Source organism: Sorangium sp. So ce295, assembly GCF_051527405.1.
GTDB classification, from domain to species: domain Bacteria; phylum Myxococcota_A; class Polyangia; order Polyangiales; family Polyangiaceae; genus Sorangium; species Sorangium cellulosum_B.
Genome location: NZ_CP150324.1, coordinates 12,007,335 through 12,030,291 on the forward strand (window position 1 = coordinate 12,007,335; position 22,957 = coordinate 12,030,291).

General features: G+C 69.4%; 16 protein-coding genes. 10 read left to right on the forward strand and 6 right to left on the reverse strand.

The genetic code is table 11. The features are described 5' to 3' along the window. The first annotated feature begins 268 nt into the window (after positions 1-268). Both WMF11_RS45625 and WMF11_RS45630 read left to right on the forward strand, forming a co-directional pair. Positions 269-1,357 carry an efflux RND transporter periplasmic adaptor subunit gene (locus WMF11_RS45625; protein ID WP_437975199.1) on the forward strand — a complete coding sequence of 363 codons (1,089 nt, stop codon included), beginning with the start codon at positions 269-271 and terminating at the stop codon, positions 1,355-1,357. Between the two features lie 7 nt (positions 1,358-1,364). Continuing rightward, a complete protein-coding gene (locus WMF11_RS45630; protein ID WP_437975200.1) occupies positions 1,365-4,532 on the forward strand; it encodes an efflux RND transporter permease subunit in 3,168 nt (1,055 codons plus the stop codon). A 79-nt stretch (positions 4,533-4,611) separates the two neighbouring features. On the opposite strand, the gene WMF11_RS45635 is transcribed toward WMF11_RS45630, so the two are convergent. Beyond that, positions 4,612-5,781, reverse strand: coding sequence for a hypothetical protein (locus WMF11_RS45635; RefSeq protein ID WP_437975201.1), 1,170 nt, complete (start codon positions 5,779-5,781; stop codon positions 4,612-4,614). Positions 5,782-5,902: 121 nt separating this feature from the next. Between WMF11_RS45635 and WMF11_RS45640 the strand changes: the two genes are divergently transcribed. The 3 genes from WMF11_RS45640 (at position 5,903) to WMF11_RS45650 (ending at position 8,826) form a co-directional block, all read left to right on the forward strand. Further along, complete coding sequence (locus WMF11_RS45640; RefSeq protein WP_437975202.1) at positions 5,903-6,574, forward strand: RNA polymerase sigma factor; 672 nt, start codon at positions 5,903-5,905, stop codon at positions 6,572-6,574. Between the two features lie 83 nt (positions 6,575-6,657). Further along, entirely contained in the window at positions 6,658-7,131 is a 474-nt protein-coding gene (locus WMF11_RS45645; protein WP_437975203.1) for a nucleoside 2-deoxyribosyltransferase domain-containing protein, read from the forward strand. 294 nt (positions 7,132-7,425) lie between these two features. After that, on the forward strand, positions 7,426-8,826 hold the full coding sequence (locus tag WMF11_RS45650; protein ID WP_437975204.1) for a hypothetical protein: 1,401 nt from the start codon (positions 7,426-7,428) through the stop codon (positions 8,824-8,826). Positions 8,827-9,034: 208 nt separating this feature from the next. Here the strand turns inward: WMF11_RS45650 and WMF11_RS45655 are convergent, their stop codons facing one another. Both WMF11_RS45655 and WMF11_RS45660 read right to left on the reverse strand, forming a co-directional pair. Further along, on the reverse strand, positions 9,035-9,808 hold the full coding sequence (locus WMF11_RS45655) for a hypothetical protein (protein ID WP_437975205.1): 774 nt from the start codon (positions 9,806-9,808) through the stop codon (positions 9,035-9,037). A gap of 279 nt (positions 9,809-10,087) precedes the next feature. Then, entirely contained in the window at positions 10,088-10,459 is a 372-nt protein-coding gene (locus tag WMF11_RS45660) for a hypothetical protein (RefSeq protein WP_437975206.1), read from the reverse strand. 216 nt (positions 10,460-10,675) lie between these two features. Between WMF11_RS45660 and mxcH the strand changes: the two genes are divergently transcribed. The 5 genes from mxcH (at position 10,676) to WMF11_RS45685 (ending at position 16,423) form a co-directional block, all read left to right on the forward strand. Next, positions 10,676-13,255 carry a TonB-dependent siderophore myxochelin receptor MxcH gene (gene mxcH / locus WMF11_RS45665; protein ID WP_437975207.1) on the forward strand — a complete coding sequence of 860 codons (2,580 nt, stop codon included), beginning with the start codon at positions 10,676-10,678 and terminating at the stop codon, positions 13,253-13,255. Continuing rightward, entirely contained in the window at positions 13,255-13,557 is a 303-nt protein-coding gene (locus WMF11_RS45670) for an iron uptake protein (protein WP_437975208.1), read from the forward strand. Before mxcH ends, WMF11_RS45670 begins: the two co-directional genes overlap by 1 nt. Positions 13,558-13,571: 14 nt before the next feature. Next, on the forward strand, positions 13,572-15,257 hold the full coding sequence (locus tag WMF11_RS45675) for a PepSY domain-containing protein (RefSeq protein WP_437975209.1): 1,686 nt from the start codon (positions 13,572-13,574) through the stop codon (positions 15,255-15,257). Then, positions 15,250-15,588, forward strand: coding sequence for a DUF3325 domain-containing protein (locus WMF11_RS45680; protein ID WP_437975210.1), 339 nt, complete (start codon positions 15,250-15,252; stop codon positions 15,586-15,588). The genes WMF11_RS45675 and WMF11_RS45680 overlap by 8 nt, the downstream gene beginning before the upstream one ends. A 121-nt stretch (positions 15,589-15,709) precedes the next feature. Beyond that, positions 15,710-16,423 (forward strand): fused MFS/spermidine synthase, encoded by a 714-nt coding sequence (locus tag WMF11_RS45685; protein WP_437975211.1) that lies wholly within the window; start codon positions 15,710-15,712, stop codon positions 16,421-16,423. Between the two features lie 164 nt (positions 16,424-16,587). Here WMF11_RS45685 and ggt read toward each other — a convergent pair whose 3' ends face one another. The 3 genes from ggt to WMF11_RS45700 form a co-directional block, all read right to left on the reverse strand. Further along, positions 16,588-18,339, reverse strand: coding sequence for a gamma-glutamyltransferase (gene ggt, locus WMF11_RS45690; protein WP_437975212.1), 1,752 nt, complete (start codon positions 18,337-18,339; stop codon positions 16,588-16,590). 256 nt (positions 18,340-18,595) lie between these two features. After that, positions 18,596-20,638, reverse strand: coding sequence for a fused MFS/spermidine synthase (locus tag WMF11_RS45695; protein WP_437975213.1), 2,043 nt, complete (start codon positions 20,636-20,638; stop codon positions 18,596-18,598). Positions 20,639-20,641: 3 nt separating this feature from the next. After that, positions 20,642-22,699 (reverse strand): tetratricopeptide repeat protein, encoded by a 2,058-nt coding sequence (locus tag WMF11_RS45700; protein ID WP_437975214.1) that lies wholly within the window; start codon positions 22,697-22,699, stop codon positions 20,642-20,644. Positions 22,700-22,957: the final 258 nt, after the last annotated feature.

The window sequence follows — 22,957 nt, forward strand, 5'->3', positions numbered from 1 at the left end:
GCGGCCGGCTATCGCACCCTTTCGTTGCGATCATCGCAACCAGCGGTTGCGGTCGGCTCCGGCCGTGTTATACCCATCGCAACTGTCGGTTGCGGTCGCCTGGGCGCCAGCGCGCCCGGGCGGTGGGGCCGGAGGCTGGGCGACGCGGAACGAGCGGACGGCGCAGCGCACCGGCGCGTGCGCCGGCCCGCGCTGCGCCGTGCTCCGCCGAGGGCCGTGCTCCGCTCGCATCAGGCCGCTCCGCGACCGACGCTGCCCCGAGGGACCCTTGAGCCACACAACGACGAAAGGCCGCGCCCGAAGCCTCCTCCTGCTCCTCGCGCTCGCCGCCGCAGCGGCGGGCTGCGGGACCAGGGCCAGCGCCTCCACCGCCGCCGAGACGAACGGGCCCAGGGCCCGCGTCGAGACCGCGGAGGTGCGCGAGCAGCCCATGCCGCGCAGCATCGCGCTCACCGGCACGCTGCGCGGGGATCGGGAGACCGATCTCGCCGCCAACGCGGCCGGCCGCGTGGTGGAGACGTTCGTCGAGCGCGGCGCCGAGGTGAAGAAGGGCGACCTGCTCGCGCGCCTCGACGTCCGCGCCGCCGCGCTCTCCGCCGCGGAGGCGCAGGCGAACGCCGCGCTGACGCGCGCCCAGGAAGAGACGGCGAAGCGCGAGTGCGAGCGCTACGGGGCGCTGCTCGAGAGCGGCGCGATCTCCCGGGTCGAGCACGACCGGATCGCCGACCAGTGCCGGAGCGCCCCGCTCTCGGTCGCGGCCGCCTCCGCCCGCGCCCGCGCCGCCGCGCAGGGCGTCGGCGACGGCCAGATCCGCGCGCCGTTCGACGGGGTGGTCGCCGAGCGCTTCGTCGACGTCGGCGAGTACGTCCGCCAGGACTCCCGGGTCGTCGCGCTCGTCTCGAAGGGCGCGCCGCGCCTCCGGTTCACCGTGCCCGAGGCGAGCCTCGCGGCCGTCAAGGCTGGCGGCGCGCTGACGTTCACCGTGCCGGCGTACCCGGGGCGGTCGTTCGCGGGCACGGTGCGCTGGGTAGGCGCCGCGGTCCGCGAGACAACGCGCGATCTCGTCGCCGAGGCCGAGGTGCAGGACCCCGACGGCGCGCTGCGGCCGGGCATGTTCGCGTCCGTCGCGCTCGCCACGGCCGAGGTGCCGAGCCCGGTGGTGCCGAGATCCGCCCTCGTCCCGCGGGACGGGCGCGCGCACCTGTTCGCCGTCGTCGACCACCGGCTGGAAGAGCGCGTCGTGCAGACCGGCGTGGAGAAGGGCGACGCCGTGGCCGTCCTCCGCGGCGTCCGCGCAGGGGAAGCGATCGTCATCAACCCGTCCGAGGCGCTCCAGAACGGCCAAGCCGTGGAGTGAGGTCGTCATGCAGTGGCTCGCTCGCGTCTGCGTCAAGAGGCCCGTCTTCGCGTCGGTCCTCATGCTCGTCATCGTGGTCCTCGGCGTCGCCGGCTACACCCGGCTCGGCCTCGACCAGTTCCCCGACATCGACGTCCCGTACGTCGTCGTCACGACGCGCCTCGACGGCGCCGCGCCCGAGGAGGTCGAGGCCGAGATCTCCGACCGGATCGAGGGCGCGGTGAACACCATCAGCGGCATCGAGGAGCTGCGCTCGACGTCGACCCAGGGCGTGAGCCAGGTCGTGGTCGGCTTCGTGCTGGAGAAGGACGCCGACGTCGCGGCCCAGGAGGTGCGCGACAAGATCAGCGTCGTCCTGCCCAGCCTGCCCAAGGGCATCGACCCGCCGATCGTGAGCAGGATCGACCTTGGCGCGGCCCCGGTGCTGCTCGTCTCCGTGGCGTCGGATCAGCCGATCCGCGAGCTCAGCGAGATCGTCGACAAGCGGGTGCGCCGGCAGATCGAGAGCATCTCCGGCGTCGGCCAGGTCAGCCTGATCGGCGCGCAGAGCCGGCAGATCAACGTCTGGCTCGACCCGATCGCCCTGCGGGCGCAGGGGATCACCGCGGCCGAGGTGCAGCGGGCGATCGCGGCGCAGAACCTGATGACGCCGGGCGGCAGCGTCGAGACCGGCCCCGAGGACCTCACGCTCCGCGTGATGGGGCGCGTCGAGTCGCCCGAGGCCCTCGGCCGCATCGTCCTCCGGGAGCAGGACGGCCACGCCGTGCGCCTCTCGGACGTCGCCCGCGTCGAGGACGGCCGCGCCGAGGAGAAGACCTGGGCCCAGCTCGACGAGCGGCGCACCGTCCTCCTGTCGGTGGTCAAGCAGTCGGGCCAGAACACCGTCGCCGTCGTCGACGCCGTGAAGGCGCGCCTCGACGAGGTGCAGCGCTCGCTGCCCGAGGGGACGAAGATCGAGGTCGTGCGCGACGGCTCGCGCGTGATCCGCACGGGCATCGCCGCCGTGAAGGAGCACCTCGTGCTCGGCGCCCTCCTCGCCGCGGCGGTGGTGCTCCTCTTCCTCGGCAACGCCCGCAGCACGCTCATCGCGGCGCTCGCGATCCCGATCTCGGTCGTCGGCACGTTCGCGGTGATGTGGATCGCCGGGTTCACGCTGAATTTCCTCACGCTGCTCGCGCTCGCGCTCGCCGTGGGCATCGTCATCGACGACGCCATCGTCGTGCTCGAGAACATCGTCCGCTACATCGACGAGAAGGGCATGAAGCCGTTCCCGGCCGCCGTCCTCGCGACGAAGGAGATCGGCCTCGCGGTGCTCGCGACCACGCTGTCGCTCATGGCGGTCTTCATCCCGGTAGCGTTCATGCCCGGGATCGTGGGGCGCTTCCTCAAGAGCTTCGGCCTCACGATGGCGTTCGCGATCGGGGTCTCGCTGATCGTCAGCTTCTCCCTCACGCCCTCGCTCGCCGCGCGGTGGCTCTCGGGGCACGCGCGGCACGGCGCGCCCGCGAAGCCCTCGGTCCTCGAGCGCGCCGTCGACGTCTTCTACCGGCCGATCGAGCGCGCCTACATGACCGCGCTCTCGTGGGTGATGAAGCGCCGCTGGGTGATCGTCGTCGCCTCGGCGGTCGCGCTCGGCTCGTGCGCGCCCATCGCGAAGACGCTGCCCGCCGGCTTCCTCCCGGAGGACGACCAGGCGCAGTTCGAGATCAACATGCGCGCGCCCGAGGGGACGAGCCTCACCTCGACCCGCCTCATCGCGGAGCGGATCGCCGGCGACGTGCGCCGGCTCCCGGGCGTCACCCGGACGCTCCTGACCGTGGGGGAGGGCGAGCAGCAGGCCGCGAACATCGCCAAGGTCTACGTGATGCTCGTCGACCCGGAGCAGCGCGCGCTCGGGCAGCTCGCGATCATGCAGCGGGTGCGCGAGGAGATCCTCGCGAAGCTGCCGAACGAGCTGCGCGTCACGGCCGGCGAGGTGCAGGCGGTCTCGTCCGGCGGCCAGTCGTCGGCGAGGATCCAGGTGGCGCTCCAGGGGCCGGATCTCGACCGGCTGGGCGAGTACGCGGCGCGCATCACCGAGGAGCTTCGGAAGGTCCCCGGCGCGGTGGACGTCGACAACAGCCTCGTCGTGGGCAAGCCCGAGCTGCGCGCGGTCATCGATCGCGATCGCGCCGCGGATCTCGGCGTCCAGGTGGCCGACGTGGCCGGCGCGCTCCAGCTCTTCGTCGGCGGGCTCAAGGTGTCGACGTACTCGGAGGCGGGCGAGCAGTACGACGTCCGCGTGCGCGCGGACGCGAAGCACCGCGCCGACGCCGAGAGCCTCGCGTTCCTCACGGTGCCCTCGTCCAAGCACGGCGCCGTCCCGCTCCACAGCGTGGTCACGATGGAGCCCGACAGCGGCCCCTCGTCGATCGGCCGCCTCGGCCGGCGCCGGCAGATCACGATCAGCGCGAACGCCGCTCCCGGCGTCGGCGACTCGGCGGTGCAGGCGGCGCTCGACAGGATCGTCGCCGAGCAGCGGATGCCGGCGGGCTACTCCGCGCAGCCGGTGGGCAGCTCGAAGAACACGGCGAGCACGGCGGCGAGCTTCGTCGTCGTCATCGGGCTCGCGTTCGTGTTCATGTACCTCATCCTCGCGGCGCAGTTCGAGTCGTGGCTCCACCCGATCACGATCCTGCTCTCGCTGCCGCTCACGGTGCCGTTCGCGCTGGTCTCGCTCAAGCTCTTCGGCCAGTCGCTGAACCTCTTCTCGGGGCTCGGGCTGCTCGTCCTCTTCGGCGTGGTGAAGAAGAACGCGATCCTCCAGATCGATCACACGAACCACCTGCGCGCGGAGGGGATGCCGCGGCTCCAGGCGATCCTGCAGGCGAACAAGGACCGGCTCCGCCCGATCCTCATGACGACGATCGCCTTCGTGGCCGGCATGATCCCGCTCGTGCTCTCGCACGGCGTTGGCTCGGGCCAGAACCGGACGACGGGGGCCATCGTGCTCGGCGGCCAGTCGCTCTCCCTCGTCCTCACGCTGCTCGCGGTGCCGGTGGCCTACTCGCTCTTCGACGACGCGGCCGAGTGGATCCGCCGCCGCCGGCGCAGGGCGGCGGAGGACAAGGGCGAGGCCGAGCTGGACGCGCTGCTCGGCGGGCAGGAAGCGAGCGCGCCGGCGGGGGGAGAGTGATTGAGCAGGGGCGTAGGGGGGCAGGGGCGCTGCGCGGCCGATGCCCTCACGGCCGGCGCGCGGCGCGCGACTGGCCGCCTCAGAGGATCGGATCGATGCGGTAGACCCGGCTCGTCAGCATGTCGACGAGGTAGAGCTTGCCGTCCGGCCCGAAGGTGATCCCCGCGAGCGAGCCCGCGGGCAGGCCCGTGTCCAGGGTGCGGACCACCTGCCCTGCCGTGTCGAAGGCGTAGATCCTGCTGGTCGCGTGATCCGTGACGTAGACGAGGTCCTCGTGGACCTCGAGGCCGCTCGGGGCCTCGAGCGTCCCCGGGGGGACGAACTCGATGAGGGTGGCGCCGTCCATGTGCCTGCGCACCTTGACCGGCTCTTGCCCGTCGAAGCTCGCGCCGGGCACGCCGCTCGTGGGATCCAGCTTGAGCAGCCGCTTGTGGCCTGTGTCGGCGACGTAGAGGCGCTCTTCCTTGGCGCTGTAGAAGATATGGCTCGACATGGCCTCGACCCCGAGCACCTCGCCGGCGGCATAGCGGTAGATCTCGCCGTCGGAGTGGTCGTCGTGGCCGGGGCCGTGATCGTGGGCGAAGTCGTACCGGTCGAGCGCCTTGTCGTTGCCGTTGAAGACCCAGTAGACGTTGGCCTGCTCGTGCGCGATGCCCTTGCAGAAGGAGCTCGAGTGGAGCATGTCGAGGTGCGACCCGAGGCCGTCGGGCGTCTCCGTGGCGAAGATCGAGAGATCCGAGGAGAAGAGCGACGGGCCCATGAAGTAGTTGCCGCCGTTGTCGTTGTCGCCGCAGACCCCGAACGTGCCCGGGTGGCCGAAGGCGATCGCGGGCGGCTGGTCCATGAAGTGCGCCGCGGCGGGGTCGCGGAGGCGGACCCACGAGCCGTCCGGCGCGCCGGGCTTCGTGATGATGATCACGCTGTCGTCCTTGCGGTTGACGACCCAGAGGTCCTCGGGCCGCTCCGGGTTGAAGGCGAGGTCGGTCGGCTCGCGCTGCCGGTTCGGCTCGAAGACGGACACGAGCGCGACCGAGGACGGACTGCCATCCTTCACGCCGATCGCAGATCCCGGCGGCAGCTCGACGCACGCGCCGAGCGCCTGGTCGCACAGCGGCGTGTCGGGCGTGGCGGCGCACTCCGGCGACGCACTGCAGCGCGGCGTGGACGACAGCGGGGCATCGGCGTCTGCCCCTGAGCAGGCCGGCAGGAGCCCCACGCTGGCCAGGACGAGCACCCTCTGAAGCGTCATTCAAGCCTCCCGGTGAATACGGTGAAGAGGAGGACATTCTGACCCGACCGGTCACGCCGGCCATCGCTTTGTGCCGTGGCGCGGTGGCGCAGGGCGGCCCTCGTGGATAGCCTGGTGCGTCATGAGCGAGAGCGAGCCAGGGCGAAGCCCGGAGGGCGCCGAGCCGCCGAGCGAAGGCGCCGAGGACGCGCGGCCTTCGGCGGTGGCCACCCTCGTCGAGAGCCACCGGGAGTTCCTGCGCTTCCTGGAACGGAAGGTGGGCAATCGCGCGATCGCCGAGGACATCCTGCAGGACGCCTTCGTGCGGGGCATAGGGCGCATCGACAGCTTGCGCGACGAGGAGTCGGCCACGGCGTGGTTCTATCGAACCCTCCGGAACGCCGTGGTCGACCATTTCCGGCGAAAGGGCGCGTCGGAGCGGGCGATGGCCGCGCTGGCCGCCGAGCTCGACGAGGCGGTCCAGCCCGAGGTGGAGCACCGCGCGGTCTGCCAGTGCGTCCGGGCGCTGGCCGGCACGCTGAAGCCCGAGTATGCCGCCGCGATCCAGCGTGTGGAGGTCGACGGCCTCTCGGTGCAGGCCTTCGCCGAGGAGGCGTCGATCACCGCGAACAACGCGGCGGTGCGCCTCTTCCGCGCCCGCGAGGCCCTCCGCAAGCAGGTGACAGCGATGTGCGGGAGCTGCGCGGAGCACGGGTGCCTCGACTGCACCTGCGCCCCGGTGCCCCCGCCGCCGTCGAAGGGCGAGCCCGAGCTGAAGCGAGGCTGCGGGCACGGGCACGGCGGAGCGGGCTGAGCGGTTACGGGTTACGGGGCGTGGGAGGGGAGCGGCCCCATGGCGATCGTCGTCCACGTGTTCTCCTCCGCGAGGTGTTCCCCATGATCGAGGTGCTGGCGCCGCGGCCGTTCGACGGATTGGCGGGCCCGAAGCTGTTCCTCGCCGGATCCATCGACAATGGCCAGGCCGAGCTGTGGCAGGCGCGCGTCGCGGAGGAGCTCGCGGATCTCGAGGTGGTGATCCTCAACCCGAGGCGGGAGCGGTGGGAGCCGGGCTGGGCGCAGAGCCTCGAGAACCCGAGCTTCGTGGAGCAGGTGTTATGGGAGCTCCGCGGGCTCGAGGAGGCGGACGTCATCTTGATGTACTTCGCGCCGGGCTCGAAGGCGCCGATCAGCTTGCTGGAGCTCGGCCTGTTCGGGCGCTCCGGGAAGATGCATGTCGTCTGTCCAGAGGGGTTCTGGCGCAAGGGCAACGTGGATGTCGTGTGCGAGCGGTACGCGATCCCGCGCTATGCGAGCTTGTCCGAGGGGCTGAGGGCGGTGCGCGGCGCGATCCTGCGCAGGAGCGGAGATTAGCGCCGACCGAGGCGTACTCGGCTCCAGCCCCCTGGCCGTCGCTCGAAGAGGGATGGCTCGCTCGGTTGTGAAGGACGTCCGTCGAATCGATCCACGAGGAGTTCGATTTCGGCGAGCTCCTGAAACAAGGCACAAGATGCGCCGCGAATCGGCTCGTGATGGGTCATCGTGGGCCATCGTGGGCCATGAAGCGGGCCTCGCGCTCGGCCCGGGCTCGTGCGCTCCGCTGCTCTCTTCGTTGGCTTGGTCGTTGCTGTGGACACCATCATGCGATCCGGAACCTATCTGTGCGCAATGGCATCTTTGGTCGCAGGCGCGCTCGGCGCTTGTGGCACGGTCGAGATCGACACAGGCCCAGGTGGCACGGGCGCTCCCGGCGGCACGGGCGATACCGAGCCGTTCCCCGAGACATGCGACCCGCCCGACATCTACCCGGTATGCGACACCGACGTGAAGTTCTGCGGCAATGGTGTGCTGGATACGTGCGAGGTCTGCTGGAGCGTCGACGGCAACCCCGCCCAGTGCGTCGAGGCGACGGAGGGGTGCGACGGCGCCGTCAGCGAGACGTGCAGCTCCCTCGGATACGTGGGAGGCCGCACCGCATGCAGCGATACCTGCTCGATCGACGTCCGTGACTGCGACTCGTGCCTCGGGGCCCCGAACCAGCTCGCGTGCGCGCGCCCGCGCGTCGATGGATACAACGTCAGCGACATCGCGATGGCGAGCGACGAACAGGGGCTCGTCGCGGCATGGCTGAACTTCGACGACAAAGTCCGCTTCGCCCGCTTCTCGACGAGCCTCGAGCTGGAGCGCCATTGGGACTGCTTGGACGCGCCCTGGGCGGCGCGCTCGCCGCTGCGGGTGGCGCTCGCGCCCAGCCCCGGGGGCTTCATCATGGCGGTCGGCGGCGGGGGCGACAGCCCTGAGCTGTGGCTCCGCCACCTCGATCCCGACGGAGAGGAGATCGCGGTGCGTCTGATCAAGAACGCCGCCTATCCTGTGCTCGCGGCGAGGCCCGGCGCACCGCCGCTGCTCGTTTATGCGAGCACCGACGTCGCGTGGGCGCCGGCGAAGATCGTCGCCGAGCTGCTCGACGAGGACGGAGAGGCCACATGGCAAGCGACGGTCGCCGACACGGCTCATGGCGAGACGGCCGCGGCGGCCTTCGCGGATCCGGGGTTCGTCGTGTCGACAGGGGCGATCACCGACGACGGCGAGGACGCGGGGGCGACCGTGCTCGTGCCGATCGACGCGTCAGGGGAGGTCGGCCTGGCGCGCGAGCTCGCCGGCATCCGTGACGTGGCGCTCGCGCCCGCCGGAGCAGGCCGGGTCGGCGGCGTGTGGCTCCATGGCGAGCGCTTCGAGGTCGGCTGGCTCGACGGACAGGCGGCCCTCGCCAGCGACCCCGTGGCGATCGCGACGCGCGACCCCGTGAAGGACACGCAGGAGCACGCGATCACCGTATCGAACGGCCGCGCCATCGTGGCGCTCGTCGAGGAGGAGGCGACGCAGGTCAGCCTCTTCCACGTGGACGCCGATGGCTCGCTCGCCGTCCCTCGGTATGCGTTCGCGAGGGAGCCGGCGGGGCTGTCCTGGCTCGCGGCCGCGCCGGCGGACGAGGGCGCCGCGCTCGTGTGGACGACGTACGCGGAGCCAGCGAGCAGCCGGTTCGTCCTCGGCCGCGCGCAGCGCTGAGGCACCCGGCCCGGCGCCTCGGGGTCCCTCCGCCCGACGAGTACCGGGAAGGGCCAGTAATTCGAATACGAAGTCGACCACGTCCACCAGAGGAAAGGTGGCGGCCGCATAGACCTCCACGCTCGCGACGATTGCCATCGCGAGGAGGGCTACCCTGAGCGAGCGCGGACGCGACGTGAGCCCCGCGCCGGGCGATGAAAAGCCCCATTCAGGGCGGATTCTGGGCGATCGTGTCGTTGATCCAGCTCCAGTGGCCCGAGGTGATGGGCAGGACGTACCCGCCATGGGTGGTGCTGCCCTGCGCGGGTTGCGACGAATAGCCGGACACATTGATGGCTACCATGATCGGGAAGAACGAGTCCGGGTTCGTGAAGCAAGGTCCGCCTCGGTCCATGGTCTGGAGATACTCACTCGAGCTGACGAGGCTCAAGCGGCCACTCGCGGCGGACCCACCGGTGAACGTCCCGTACGTGGCGATGGGGGACTTGCCGACGCAGCGTAGCGTGTCTCCGACCAGGGACGAGGCGGTCACTTGCGTCGTCGTCAGAAAGTCGGGAGACCACAGGCCTCCGCCGTAGTCCAGCAGGTCGCTGTTCAACCGGATGACTTGCAAGTTGTAGCCCAGGTACAGGGTAGGCGGGTACTGGGGGGGCCGATGGGAGTAGTGCGGATGACTGTAGCTCCCCGTTATCGTGTAGTTTCTGAGCTGAAACCGAACCGTCTGTCCGGTGAGGTCTCCGCAGCTCGCCGCCGCCAGGCCCCAGCGACTGGTGAGCGCGACCGCGCTGCAAGTCGTGTTGGGCAGGGACAAAAGACCGTGATCAGCCTCTTCGCCCACCGTCAACACGTATCCGTAATAGACCTCCTGCGCGTCCGTCCCGACGCTCTCGTCCTCGACGTCACTGTCCAGGGCGCAGCCCAGGACGGACCCGGCCGAGATCACGGCAGCACCCCATAAAATCTGCGCACGCTTCGCCATCATCGAGCCCTCCACGCTCTGTTATCCATCGCGATAACCCAGCCCTCGTGCCGCGATGACCCAACGCGCGATGGCTCGGGATGATCGCGATGCCCTCGAGAGCGGAGCGCACCTTCTTCGTGCGCTGGGGGTTCAGCCGCCAGGCAGTGAGTGAGGCGTACGCAACTACGCCGCAGCGAGCCGAACGACGCAGATGAGCCCATGGCGCACGAAGATGCGCCCCGCTCTAGCTGAGATGGCGTAATAGCAGCGCCGCCGGACCCAGGAAAGTGAAATCGCGAATCATTCGCATAAATGTCGCCGACGCGGCAAATGCTGGTTGACCCGCTGCGACCCAGCGCCCGCTTTCACGGAAGAATGATCAATGCGGCTGAACCGGGAAGACGTCTGTTGCTCCCCGGCGCCTGCGCCGAGCCAGTCCTCGATCTCCACCGCCGTCGTCGCTCCCGCGCGCCACGCGATATGGATTGGCTCGTCGGCGCCCTCCCACACAAAGGTCGTGCGCAGGACGCTCTGGCGCACCACGGCTTCCCTGGCCTGGCGGAAGGCGTCGGCGTCGAGCGCTCTCATCAGTAGACGGCAGGTCACCACGCGGGAGAGCGGGTCGTCAGGGAGTACGACGACCTCGGCGCACAACGGGGTGATCCTGTTCATGCGACCAGTAAGTTCGGGCCGTTGCCGCAAAACGGCGGCTGAGTGGGCGAAAAGGTCTGCACGGCCATTGACTTTGCAGCGCGATCGTGAGATGAAAGCGAGAATCATTCGCAACTTATGGCACCCGGTTCTCCCTGCCAAGCGCAGCGGTCGAGCCTTCGTCGGTGCCAGGCGACCCACACCGAGGCCGCAAGCGGCTCCATCTACGAGAAGTCAGTGGATTCAGCGGGATGGCAGCGGGGCGGCAAGAGGTTCATCGCTGTGCTGCTCGTGCTGCTCGTGCCGGGTGAGGCGATGGGCCAGGCGGAGCCGGGCGCACCTCCTCAGCCTGGTCCAGAGGCTCCGCCATCCCCCGGCGAAGCGCGACCGCCCGAGCTGCTGGAGCGGGCCGAGGCGACGTACCCCGAGCAGGCCAAGGCCGCACGAATCCAGGCCTCCGTCGTGCTGCGGCTCCTCGTCGACGCAGCAGGCAACGTGACGGAGGCGGAGGTGACCCAGGCGGCTGGGCACGGCTTCGATGAAGCGGCACGCGAAGCCGCCCTTCGTTTCCGCTTCCGGCCTGCCGAACGCCAGGGTCGGCCCACCGCTGCCCGCATCCTGTTTCGATTCGACTTCCAGCCGCCGCCCGAGGAGCCGCCGCCACCTGCGCCCGGTGCGGTCCGCGGTACGGTCACGACCGGCGGCGCGGCGGTCGGCGCGGCGGCGGTCACGCTCACCGGTCCCGAGGGGCGAGTCGCCCCGCCTGAGGCGATCGAGGTGCTCGTCACCGGCGGGCGCACGGAAGCCGAGCGGCTCCAGCAATCTGCAGAGGCCGTGAACGTCATCGACACGCGGAAGGTGAAAGCGCAGAGCGCCGACCTCGGCGAGGTGCTCGCGCGCACGCAGGGCGTCGCGGTGCGACGCAACGGCGGCCTCGGATCGAGCACGCGCTTCTCGCTGAACGGTCTCTACGACGACCAGATCCGCTTTCTTCTGGACGGCGTTCCGCTCGACGTCGCGGGTTATCCCTTCGGCATCGAGAACGTGCCGGTCAGCCTGGTCGACCAGGTCGAGGTGTATCGCGGCGTCGTCCCGATCCGGCTGGGCGCCGATGCGCTCGGAGGCGCGGTGAACCTGGTCAGCGACCAGCGCTACGAGACGCGCGCGGGCGCGAGCTATCAGGCCGGCTCCTTCGGCACGTACCGGGTGACCGCCGATGGCCGAGTTCACCACGAGCCGACGGGCCTCGTCCTCGGCGCTGCGAGCTTCTTCGACATCACCGAGAACAACTACGAGGTCGACGTCGAGGTGAACGACGACCGTGGGCTCCTCCGTCCCGCGACGCTCCCGCGCTTTCACGACGGCTACCGTGCCTACGGTGGCACCCTCGAGGCCGGCGTCGTGGGCCGCCCGTGGGCCCGTCGCCTGCTGCTCAGCGGCTTCTCCTCCACGTACGACAAGGAGCTGCAGCACAACGGGCTGATGACGCCGCCCCCCTACGGCGAGGTCACGTACGGCGAGACCGTTCACGGCGCGACGGCTCGCTACGAGGTCGATCTGCACCCCACGATCGATCTCGAGCTGGTCGGCAGCTACGCGCACCGCATCGTCGACTACGTCGACCGGAGCAAGTGGGTCTACGACTGGTACGGCCGGCGCACCTTCGAACGACCCACGCGGGGCGAGATCAAGGCGGGCGACCCGCACGATCAGACGGTATGGAAAGACAGCGTGTTCGGTCGCGCCCTGGTGAAGTGGGCGATCGCACCCGAGCACACCCTGCGCGCGTCGTTCGCGCCGTCGTTCGCGACGCGGACGGGCGACGAGCGCATCCAGGCGGATCCCAGCGCGCGCGACGCGCTCACAGCCCAGCGTGACCTCTTCACGCTCGTGAGCGGCCTCGAATATGAGCTCAACCTGCTTGGAGAGCGCCTCTCGAACATCCTCTTCGTCAAGGATTACTATTACAACGCGGAGAGCGAAGAGCAGCCGCAAGGCAGCACCCTCTTTCGCAGGCGCGACACCGTGCGCCACGCTCAGGGCGCCGGCGGCGCGCTGCGCTTTCGCTTCACGCCCTGGCTCTACGCCAAGGCCTCCTACGAGTACGCGACGCGCCTGCCGCGCCCTGACGAGGTGTTCGGCAACGGCTTGCTCATCTACGAGAACCTCGAGCTCGACCCCGAGGTCAGCCACAACGCGAACCTCGGCCCCCGCGTCGAGCTACGGCGCACCAGGTTCGGCGACGTCACGCTCGATATCAACGCGTTCTTGCGCGACAGCGATCGCCTGATCTATCTGCTCGGCAATCAAAATTTCTTCAAATACTACAATATCGGCTCGGCCCGCGGCATGGGTCTCGAGAGCGCGAGCAGCTGGGTCTCGCCCGGGCGCTACGTGAGGCTCGACGGCATGCTCACCTGGCAAGACGTGCGCAACACCTCGGACGAAGGCCCCTTCGGCATCTGCAAAGGCGACCGCCTCCCGAACCGTCCCTACTTGTTCGGCAGCTGGGGCGCGCGGCTTCGCTTCGCGGGCGTGCCGAGCTCACGGGACACCATCGAGCCCTTCTACGATGGCCGCTACGTGCACGAGTTCTTCCGTGGTTGGGAGTGTCACGGTGATCCGCAGTACAAAAAAGAGGTGCCCGCCCAGGTCACGCAGAGCGCCGGCGTCTCGTGGATCGCGAGCCGCGACTTCGCGCGCGTGACCTCGACCTTCGAGGTCGACAACATCGCCGACGCCAAGGTGTTCGACAATTTCGGAGTGCAGCGGCCCGGGCGGGCCTTCTATATGAAAGTGACGGGAGAGATACGCTGATGAGAGAGTGGGCTCGCACCCCGACCACGCTTCAGATCGTCTCCCGAATCGGCGCCAGCCTGCTCGGGAGCTACGGCTTCGTCTGGGGGTTCGTCACCCTCGGGACGGCGCTGGGCGTGGCGGCAGGGATGCCCTTCGGAGAGGCGCAGACCCTCACGTTCCTCGTAGCGTTTCTGGTTTTCCTGGCCTGCTTCTGCTGGGCGTTCACCGCTCGAAGCGTACTGCTCGTTTGGCTCGTCTTCGCGGCCGGCGCGGCCGCGATGTCTGTGTTCGGCTGGCTCACATCACGCGCGATGATCTAGACGAGGTGCTCCTGATGTTCAGCTCGTTCCGACATGCGATGACCTGGGTCCACACGTGGTTCGGGCTCGTGCTCGGGTTCGTGCTCATGGTCGTGTTCTTCTTCGGCTCGCTGTCGGTGTTCGACCGCGAGATCGACCGCTGGGCGATCCCGGAGACGCGCTTCGAGCCGCAGGTGATGCCGTCGTTCGACCGGGTGCTGCTCCCCATCTTCGAGCAGATCCAGCCAGAGGAACACGAGCTCGAGGAGGCCCGTGCCCGGGTCGGCGGTCCGCTCGAGCCCGAGCTGCCGCTCATGAACTGGAGCGCTTACACGACGCACCGCGACCCGGTGCTCTCGATGTACGCCGAGTTCGCCGTCAAGAACAACCCGAAGGACCCGGACGATCACGTCCACGGCCACGTGACGATCGACCCGCGCAGCGGCAAGCACCTCTCCGACGACCGGCTGAAGATCGGGAGCGACTTCTTCTACCCCATGCACATCAGCCTTCACCTTCATTGGCTGAATATCGGGTATTGGATCGTCGGGCTCGCTGCCTTGATCATGCTGGCGGCGCTCGTCAGCGGCGTCGTGATGCACAGGAAATTCTTCCGGGAGTTCTTCACCTTCCGGCCCGCGAAGAACAGGCAGCGGAGCACGCTCGATCTGCACAACCTGACGGGCGTGGTGGCGTTGCCGTTCCACTTCATGTTCCCGCTCACCGGGCTCATCATCTTCGCTGGCATCTACTTTCCGGTCTCGGAGACGACGCTGAAGCCGCTCGCCGAGAAGCATGAAGAGATCAAGGCGCGCGCCGACGGGCTTCATCACGACCCCGCGGGCGTCAAGGCGCCGCTGGCGTCGGTGGACGCGATGGTCGCGGAGGCCAAGCGGCGCTGGGCTGCGCGCGACATGCCCGGCGAGGTCGGCCTCCTGATGGTGAACCATGTCGGTGATCGACATGGCTACGTCAGCGTCTATCGAGCCGGCAGCGACCGTGTCGCGCTCGTGGGGCAAGGCGTGCATTTCGAGGCGGCGACGGGCCGGGTGATCCGGGAGGAGCCGCCGCCGAGCGCGGTGTCCGGCGTCGCCGAGTTCCTGACGGGGATCCACCTGCAGCACTTCAAGCACTGGCTGCTGCGCTGGCTCTACGTGTTCGGCGGGCTCTCCGGCTGCGCCTGCATCGCGACCGGCCTCTTGTTCTTCGTCGGCAAGCGCAAGCACAAGCACGCCGCTCACGGGGCCCACGGCGCGCGCGTCGTGGACGCGCTCGCCGTCACGTCGACGACCGGGATGGTGGTCGCCACGCTCGCGATCCTGGTCGCGAACCGCGTCTTGCCGCTCGAGCTCGAGCAGCGTGGCGCCTGGGAGGAGCGCGTCTTCTGGCTGACGTGGCTCTTCACGTTCGTTCACGCCGCGCTGCGCTCTGCGCCCGTCCAGCGCGCGCGGCTCGCTCCTGCCTGGCGGGAACAATGCTACGCCATCGCCGGTCTCGCGCCGGCGGCCGTGGCGCTCAACTGGATCACGACCGGCGACCACCTCGGACGCACCGTCGCGCGAGGGTACTGGCCGGTCGCAGGGCTCGATCTGGCGCTGCTCGGCGCCGTGGCCGTGGCCCTGCTCGCGGCGCGCCGGCTGCGGCGCGTCGAGGCGGCCAGCGCGATCGAGGACGAGCCCTCCGTGCCCGATGCGCGAGCGGTGGAGGTGGCGCATGGCTGATCTCGCGCTCCTGACGGCTGCTTTCGTGTGCGCCGTGTGCGGTATGGCGTGGCTCGCGCTCGCCATGAAGCCGCACTGGGCGCAGGTGCAGAGCGAAAGGCCGCACACCGCCACGGTCGCGCGTCGGCTGCGGGTCGCCGGCGCCGTCGCTCTGCTGCTGTCGCTCGCGGCCAGCCTCGGCGCTGATCATCCGTCGATGGCTGCGCTCGTCTGGGTGATGATGTTGAGCGTGTCTGCGGTCATCGTCGCCATGACGCTCGCGTACTGGCCGAAGTGCTTCATCTGGTTGAGCTTGTCGCCTGATGGAGCCGGCAAGCCAAAGGATGTCTGAAACTCCATCTGCGAGGGCCGGCGCGACGATCTCTCGTGTCTCTGGGAGCCCCTTCAACAATCATGCTCGCCGGCGGCGCTGGACGCGGCCACGGCTACCCTGAGGGTGAAGTGAGGGACGAATGAGCGAGGACGAGAACGAGAACGGAGCGGCGCGCTTGCGGGCGTCAGACGCGGTGCCCCGCTGGCTTCTCTACGCCGTATCCTTCTGGGGCGGCTTTCAGATCATGGTGCTGGAGATGTGCGGCTTTCGCGTGCTGCAGACCCATCTCGGCTCATCCGTGATCGTCACGGGCACCCTGCTGACCGTGTTCATGATCGTGCTCTCCGCCGGCTACTACGCGGGTGGCTTGCTCAGCCGCAAGCTCGGCACCGCCCGCGGTTTGTTCCGGGTCCTGGTGTTCGGCGCGCTGTACACAGCGATCGTCACCTCCCTGCTGCTCGAGCCGATCACCTCGCTCGGGCTCGCGCTGCGCGCGTGGTTCGGGGCGCACCCGTTCCTGCAGGGCGGCGTGCCCGCGGCCGTGCTCTCGGTGCTGCTGTATGGACCACCTGTGTTCTTGACGTGCATGATCTCGCCGTACTGGACCCGCCTGCAGACGGTCGCCAGCGGCCAGGACGGGGCCGACGCCGGCCAGGAGTCGGGCTTCTTCATGGCGCTCTCGACGGTCGGCAGCATCGCCGGCACGATGGTGAGCTCCTACCTCCTGATCCCGTTCTTCGGCGTCGTCACGGCGGCCAGCTCGACCAACGCGGTACTCCTGCTGCTCGTGCTGGCCGGATGGCGCCTCTCGTACGCCCCCGCCTCCAAGCAGCTGGCGGCTGTTCGAACCTAGAGACAAGAGCAATGATTGAGGAGCGATGGGCTGACAAGCTGCTCGCTTTGAGCTGAGACATCCCCTCAAATTCTTCGGAAAATTCACAGGGAGGCGGGGAGACGGGGAGGAAAATCTTCAAGATACTCCCTGTCTCCGCCTCCCTGTTCATTATTTCCCGCTGGTCAATAGGCCACGGCGCCGCCGCCGCCGCGCCGGACGTCGGCCACGGCTCGGAGCTCGCCGCTCGCGGGGTCGCGCTCGATGCAATTCGCGTGACCGATGCTCGGCTCCGCCGTCATGCGGTGCCCCTTGCTTCGAAGCGCCGCGAGCGTGCTCTCGGGCACACCCGCTTCGTAGAAGCTCTCGTCCGGGAGCCATTGGTTGTGGATGCGCGGCGCGGCCACGGCGTCATTCAAGCTCTTGCCGTGATCGATGATCTGCATCAAGAGCTGCGCGACGGTGGTCGTGATGGTGGGGCCACCGGGTGATCCGAGCACAGCGCGCAGCTGCCCGTCACGCGTGACGATGGTGGGCGACATGCTGCTCGCCATGCGCTTCCTGGGCTCGATGGCGTTCGGCGTTCCCTGCACCAGGCCCGCCATGTTGGCCGCGCCGGGCTTGGCCGCGAAATCATCCATCTCGTTGTTCAGCGTCACCCCCGTGCCAGGGATCTGCACGAGCGCCCCGAAATCGCCGTTGAGCGTGAACGTGTTGGCCACGGCCATGCCCGTGGCATCGACGATCGAAAAATGCGTGGTGTGCCGCGGCTCGGCGACGGCCCCGCCGCCTCGGATCTCGAGCGAGGGCGTCGCGCGCTCGGGATCGATGTCGGCGACGCGGCGGGCCGCGCGCTCCGGATCGAGCAGCTCCGCCCGCGGGATGCTGACGAAATCGGGATCGCCGACCCAACGATTGCGCTCGGCGAAGGTGCGCCGCAGCACCTCGATGTACAGGTGGATGCGCTGCGGGGAGTCGTAGTCGAGCTGCCTCATGTTCAGCCGATCGGCGGCCGTCAAGATCTGCGCGAGCACGATGCCCCCGCTCGACGGCGGCGGCATGCTGATGATCTCGTGCCCGTGGTACGCAAACCGCACAGGCTCGCGCTCGACGGCGCGGTAGTCCGCCAGATCCTTCGCCGTCCAGATACCGCCCATCGCCCGCACCCCCTCGGCCATGCGCTGGGCGAGCGGGCCCGTGTAGAACGCCCGAGGACCGCCCGCGGCGATCGCGGCGAGCGTGTCGGCGAGCTCCGGCTGCCGCCACACGTCCCCGAGGGCGTAGCCCGTCCCCGGCGCTCGCTCGAACGTGGCGAGGGTCGACGTCAGCGCTGCGCGGAGGGCGCGCGCCTCGTCGCCGTCGCGCTGGAGCTCCCTCAGGTTGTTCGCATATTCGTGCATCAAGCCGGCGCCGTTCCCGAGGTCGCGGACCTGAAACCCGTCGAGCCGGACACCGTGGCGCGCCAATGCGATCGCGGGCGCCAAGAGCTCCGACCACGGCAGCGATCCCCAGCGCTCATGCGCCAGCGCGAGGCCCGCCACGACGCCCGGAATGCCCGCCGAAAGCGGTCCCACCTGCCCCGCCTCGGTGACCTCGCCCTTCGCGTCGAGGAACATGTCGCGACGCGACGCGGTCGGCGCGACCTCGCGGTAGTCAATGGCGCTCGTGCGTCCGTCCGGCGAGCGCACCAGCATGAAGCCCCCGCCACCGACGTTGGCCGCCGACGGGTACGTCACCCCGAGCGCGAACGCGACGGCGATGGCCGCGTCCACGGCGTTGCCGCCGCGCTTGAGCACCGCCTCGCCGACGGCGCTCGCGCGGGCTTCGGCGCTGCTCACGGCGCCGTGCATGCCGGCGGCGAACGCCTGCGCCGGGCGCTCGGGCGGCAGCGCGACGCTCGTCCGCGCGTCGGGCGCCGGCGGCGCCGCGGTCGGCACGCCGCTCGAGCACCCGAGCCAGAAACACGCGACGTAGGCGACGCGCGCGACACGCGCGACACGCGCGACACGCGCGACAAGCCAAAGAATCGATCGGCCCTTGCGATGGCTGCTCGTGCTAGCTGGGTCTCCGCTGAGCCGCCGTTCTCCCACGTTCATGCTCCAAGCTCTCCCGAGGTGCTAAGGTCTTCGCCAGCCATCTTGACCATCGATGCGTCGGTGGTGATGGAGCGCTGGCTCAGCCGCGCCGGACATTTCACGGCGCCGGCACACGCTTGTGGACGGTCTCCAGCACCTCCAGCAGCGGCTCGTACTGATTGGCGTGGCCGAGCGCGTGCATGCGCGCATAGAGCGCGGCGAGCTCCGCCCACGGCGAGCGTGGCTCCACAGCGGCGAGGTCAGGCTCGTACGTGAACTGAAAATAGCGCGCGGCCGTCTCCAGCGTGCCGGGTCCGAGCGGGTCCGACACCTCGCTGAGCAGCGCAGCCAGCGGGCCGATGTGCACGAAGCCTTTGTCGCCCGTCTGCCGCCACTCGGCGAGGTGCCGCGCCAGCAGGCGCTCGATCACGGGGCGCGGCGCGCGCGACCGAGCCGACGGCGAGAGCGCGGCCTCCGCGCCGCCCTCCTCGACGGCGGAGTAAATGGCGCGCTCATTGCTTTTGAGCTGGATCAGGAAGTCCGGGGTCCAGGCGTCCGTGAACGGCCGATACCGCCCGCTCCCGGGGTCGACGGCGAAGGTGCTGTACAGCGCCAGTCCGGCCGCCGCCTTGAGCGGCGCTGGCTTGCCGCCGTGACGCCATTCTCGCTCGAGCTCGGCCCTGAACCGTTCGATCGACATGTCCTCGGCGAACGCGTAGATGGAGTTGAAGAACGCATTCTCGAACAGGTGCTCGAACCCGGCGGCGCGCAAGGTGGCCTGCAGGTGGCGGATCCCGCGAAACGGCTCACGGGCGCTGCCGGTCTCGAACGGGACGTCGTTCATGTTCGTGTTGATGAACACGCTGCCGCGCGGGCTGAGCCGGCGGCGGACGAGCTCGAAGAACTGCTGGGTCACGCAGTGGCTCGGGATGAACTCGCCGGCGAACAGGTCGACGATGATCAGGTCGAAGCTCTCGACCGATTCCATGAGAAAGACGCGCGCGTCCGCCGTCACGAGCCGCGCCACGCTCGGGTTGACACCGAACACCTGCGTGGCGACCTCGTGCACTTTCGGATCGAGGTCGACGCCCGTCAGCTCTGCCCCAGGGAACGCGAGCTCGAGGCCGCGCAGCGCGCCGCCAGCGGCGGAGCCCAGCACGAGGACCTTCTTCGGGGGCTTCAAGAGCCCGGAGATGAAGTACATGTCACCCTCGAGATCCCAGAGCGGCTGCTCCGGGAACAGCATCGAGTGCATGTACACCCGCGATGGATGGTACGTGAGCATCCGGCGGCCCAAGGCGTCCTCGGCCTGGTACACCTCGAGCTCACCGTAGTGCGACTCGGCGCGGTACACGAGGTTCGGATCGGCCGGCGGCGAGCGGAAGCCGGAGACGAACATGGCCACCAGGAGGGTGCCGAGCACCCCGGCGGCGCGCCACCGGCGTGCCCCGGACGAGCGCGTATCGCTGTGGATCCAGGCGGCGGAGGCGAGCCCGAACGACACGACGCTCGTCACCAGGGCCGTCCAGCGCACCCCCACCAGCGGCACCGCCACGTACGAGCTGAGCATGGTGCCGGCGATGCTGCCGATGGTGGAGAGCGACATGAAGAAGCCCGCCTCGACGCCGGCGTCGCGGGAGCCCTCGTCGCGCGAGGCAGCGCCGGGCGCGCGCGCCGCGCGGAGCCGGATCAAGAACGGCGAGATCATGCTGGTGACGAGCACGGGAGGGCCGTACAGCACCAAGGTGAGCAGGGCGGCCGGCACGATGGGCTGCAAGAACGGCTGGGCCTCCAGCGCTTCGCGCAGCTTGAGCCCCAGGTTCCCCAGCGAATCGAGCCATGGGCCGTGGCCGACCCCGGCGTACAACGCCGCGGCGAGCAAGAGCCCGAACAGGCCGCGCGGCTCCTGTCCCCAGCGCGCGCTGAGCCTACCGCCCAGGTAATAGCCGGCCGAGAGCAGCACCATGTACAGGGTGAGCAGGGTGCCTGTGATGAACACCGACGATCCCAGGTACGTCGTGAGCATCCGCAGCCCGCAGATCTCGAGCGCCATGATCTGCAGGCCGCCCAGGAACGAGAGGCCGAGCAGCAGCCGGGTCGGCACCGCGCTCGACGTGGAGGGCTCGACGTCGGCGTGGGGGGATGGTTCGAGAGCAGCCATGTCTTACTCCAGCCACGGGTTGCGGAGCGGGCGGACGCTCGCGGTCTCGCCGCGCGACAGCTCCAGGATCTGCCGCTTCAGCACCTCGACGATGCCGTCGCCAGCGGGGGTGTGGTCGAGCGCGCGCTGGTAGGCGGCTCTCGCTCGCTCCGGCGCGCCACGCTCGAGCAGCAGGTTGCCGAGCTCGAAATTGGCGCGGGTGTCCTGCGGATAGATGGCCACGATCTGCTCCAGCAACGCGACCACCCTCTCGAGATCCGGCGGGTCCGCGGCCTGCGCCTCTGCGATACGCACCCAGCGGCGCTCGGCCCTCAGCCACGGGATCTGAAACTCGCCCTGGAAGACCATCAGGTTGCCGAAGCGCGCGACGGGCTCTCGCTCGCGAAACACCGCCTTGTCGTAGCTGGGCCGTGGCGACATCTCGCGCGTGACCATGAACACCGTTCCGGTCAAGCGATCCGAGTCGCTCGGATCGTCCAGCGGGTCGAAGACCAGGCCGCGCGCCTCGGCCTCTTCCGCGGCGACTCCGTAGTAGTCGTACGCGCGCTGCCCCGTCCCGCGGACGTGCTCGTCGTAGAAGGCAGCGAGCTCCCGCGCGCGCTGGCTGTTGTCGAGCCCGTCATCCGCGAAATAGCGCCAGGCGCCTCCGCTGCCGCCGACGAGCTCGTTGTAGTACTCCCAGGGGCGCAGGCGCGGCCACGCCGAGACGAGCGCCGCGAGCGACGCGAGCGCGGCCCCCGCCCGCCACCACGTCGGGCCGCGGCTCGCCGCGTGGGTCACCGCGAGCGCCGCCAGCACGGTCGCCACGATGACGACCGGCAGGGCGTGGCGGACGCCGGCGTACCCTGAGTTGCCGCGCATCAAGAAGCACAGGTAGAAGACGCCCCAGCCGAGCCACGCGAGGCCCGCGCTGCGCCACGACGGGACTCCGTCGCGGCGCGCGAGGAGCACGACACCCGCGATCGCGAGCGCGATCACGCCGAGCGGGATCTTCACCAGCAGGACGGCGGGAAACGTGTACCAGGGCGTGGTGCCCTGAAACAGCGTGCCAAGCACGAACAGCGAGTCATGCCGACCGTCGATGCCGGCCCGCAGGATGTCCGCCAATCCCCAGATATAGGCGCGCGGCAAGAGGTGCCCATCCGCGGCGAGCCCGAGCAGGGCTCGGTGGGTCGCCGACGAGAGGTCGGCGATCTTGCTCGCCAGCGGGCGGTTGAAGGTGACGACCGAGGGATCGACGCCCGGCGACTCGAGGAAGCGAAAGCCGTAAAAGGCCCACAGGATCACGTATGCGCCGGCGAATACGGCCGCGACGCGCCCCGCGCGGCGGAGCCAGGCCCGGTCGCCGCGCGGCTCCGCGAGCCAGATGGACGGCACGGCCAGCAGCGCGAGCCCGAGCGCTGGCACGATGCCCGAGTGCTTGCTGGCCAGGGTGAGCCCGAGAGACAGCGACAAGAGCGCGAGATCGCCGGCGCGGAACGTACGGAGCGCCACCGATGCTTGCAAGAACACGATGCTGGACAGGAGCGCGAGCGGCAGGTCCGTGAGCACGACGGGCATATGGGCGACGATGCTCGGGTCGAGCACCAGGAACGCCAGCGCCACCAGGCTCACGGCCGCGCCGAACACGCGCCGCACCGAGAGCGCCATTCCGAGCAGCAAGAGCGCGCTCAGCGCCAGCATGGCGATCCGTACGCGTCGCTGGACGACGTCGGGATCGTTGAGCCGGTAGACCGCCTCGTTGATGAACGCGCGCTCCGCCTCCTTGTCCTGCATGGGGCGAAACGCGGGCATGGGAAAGCGCGCTTCGGGCAGCGCCATGCCGACCCAGAGCTTGACCAGCGGTGGATGCTCCGGGTTGAGGCGAAAATCCCCCGTGCGCGCGTAGGAAGCTCCTGCAGCCGCGTGCCACGCCTCGTCGATCTGAAAGCTGTCGCGCGAGGTGCTGATCCAGGATCGAGCCAGCCCCGCCACGAGCAGCAACGCCAGCAAGAACCCATACGGCAGCGGTCGACCCAGGGCGCCCTTCCAGCCGCCACCGAGAGCGGGCGCTGAGGTCATGGCTCTGAAAACCATTTGAATCTTCGCTCGTTACGCACCCGGGGTTCTCCTCGCCGGGCAGCGTCGAGCGGAGCTTCTACCTCGTTTCCAGGAAAGCTGTCCAGCTAGTTGGAAATGATTGTTATTTTCAGTACGACAGCGGTCGGCCGAACGCACACATTTGACCACTCTCCGCCAGCAGCTCTGAGGTCAGCACACATTTGATCACGTCGGTCCCGGGACGCTGAGGCCTGTCCTGTGGAAAACGTGTGGACATTC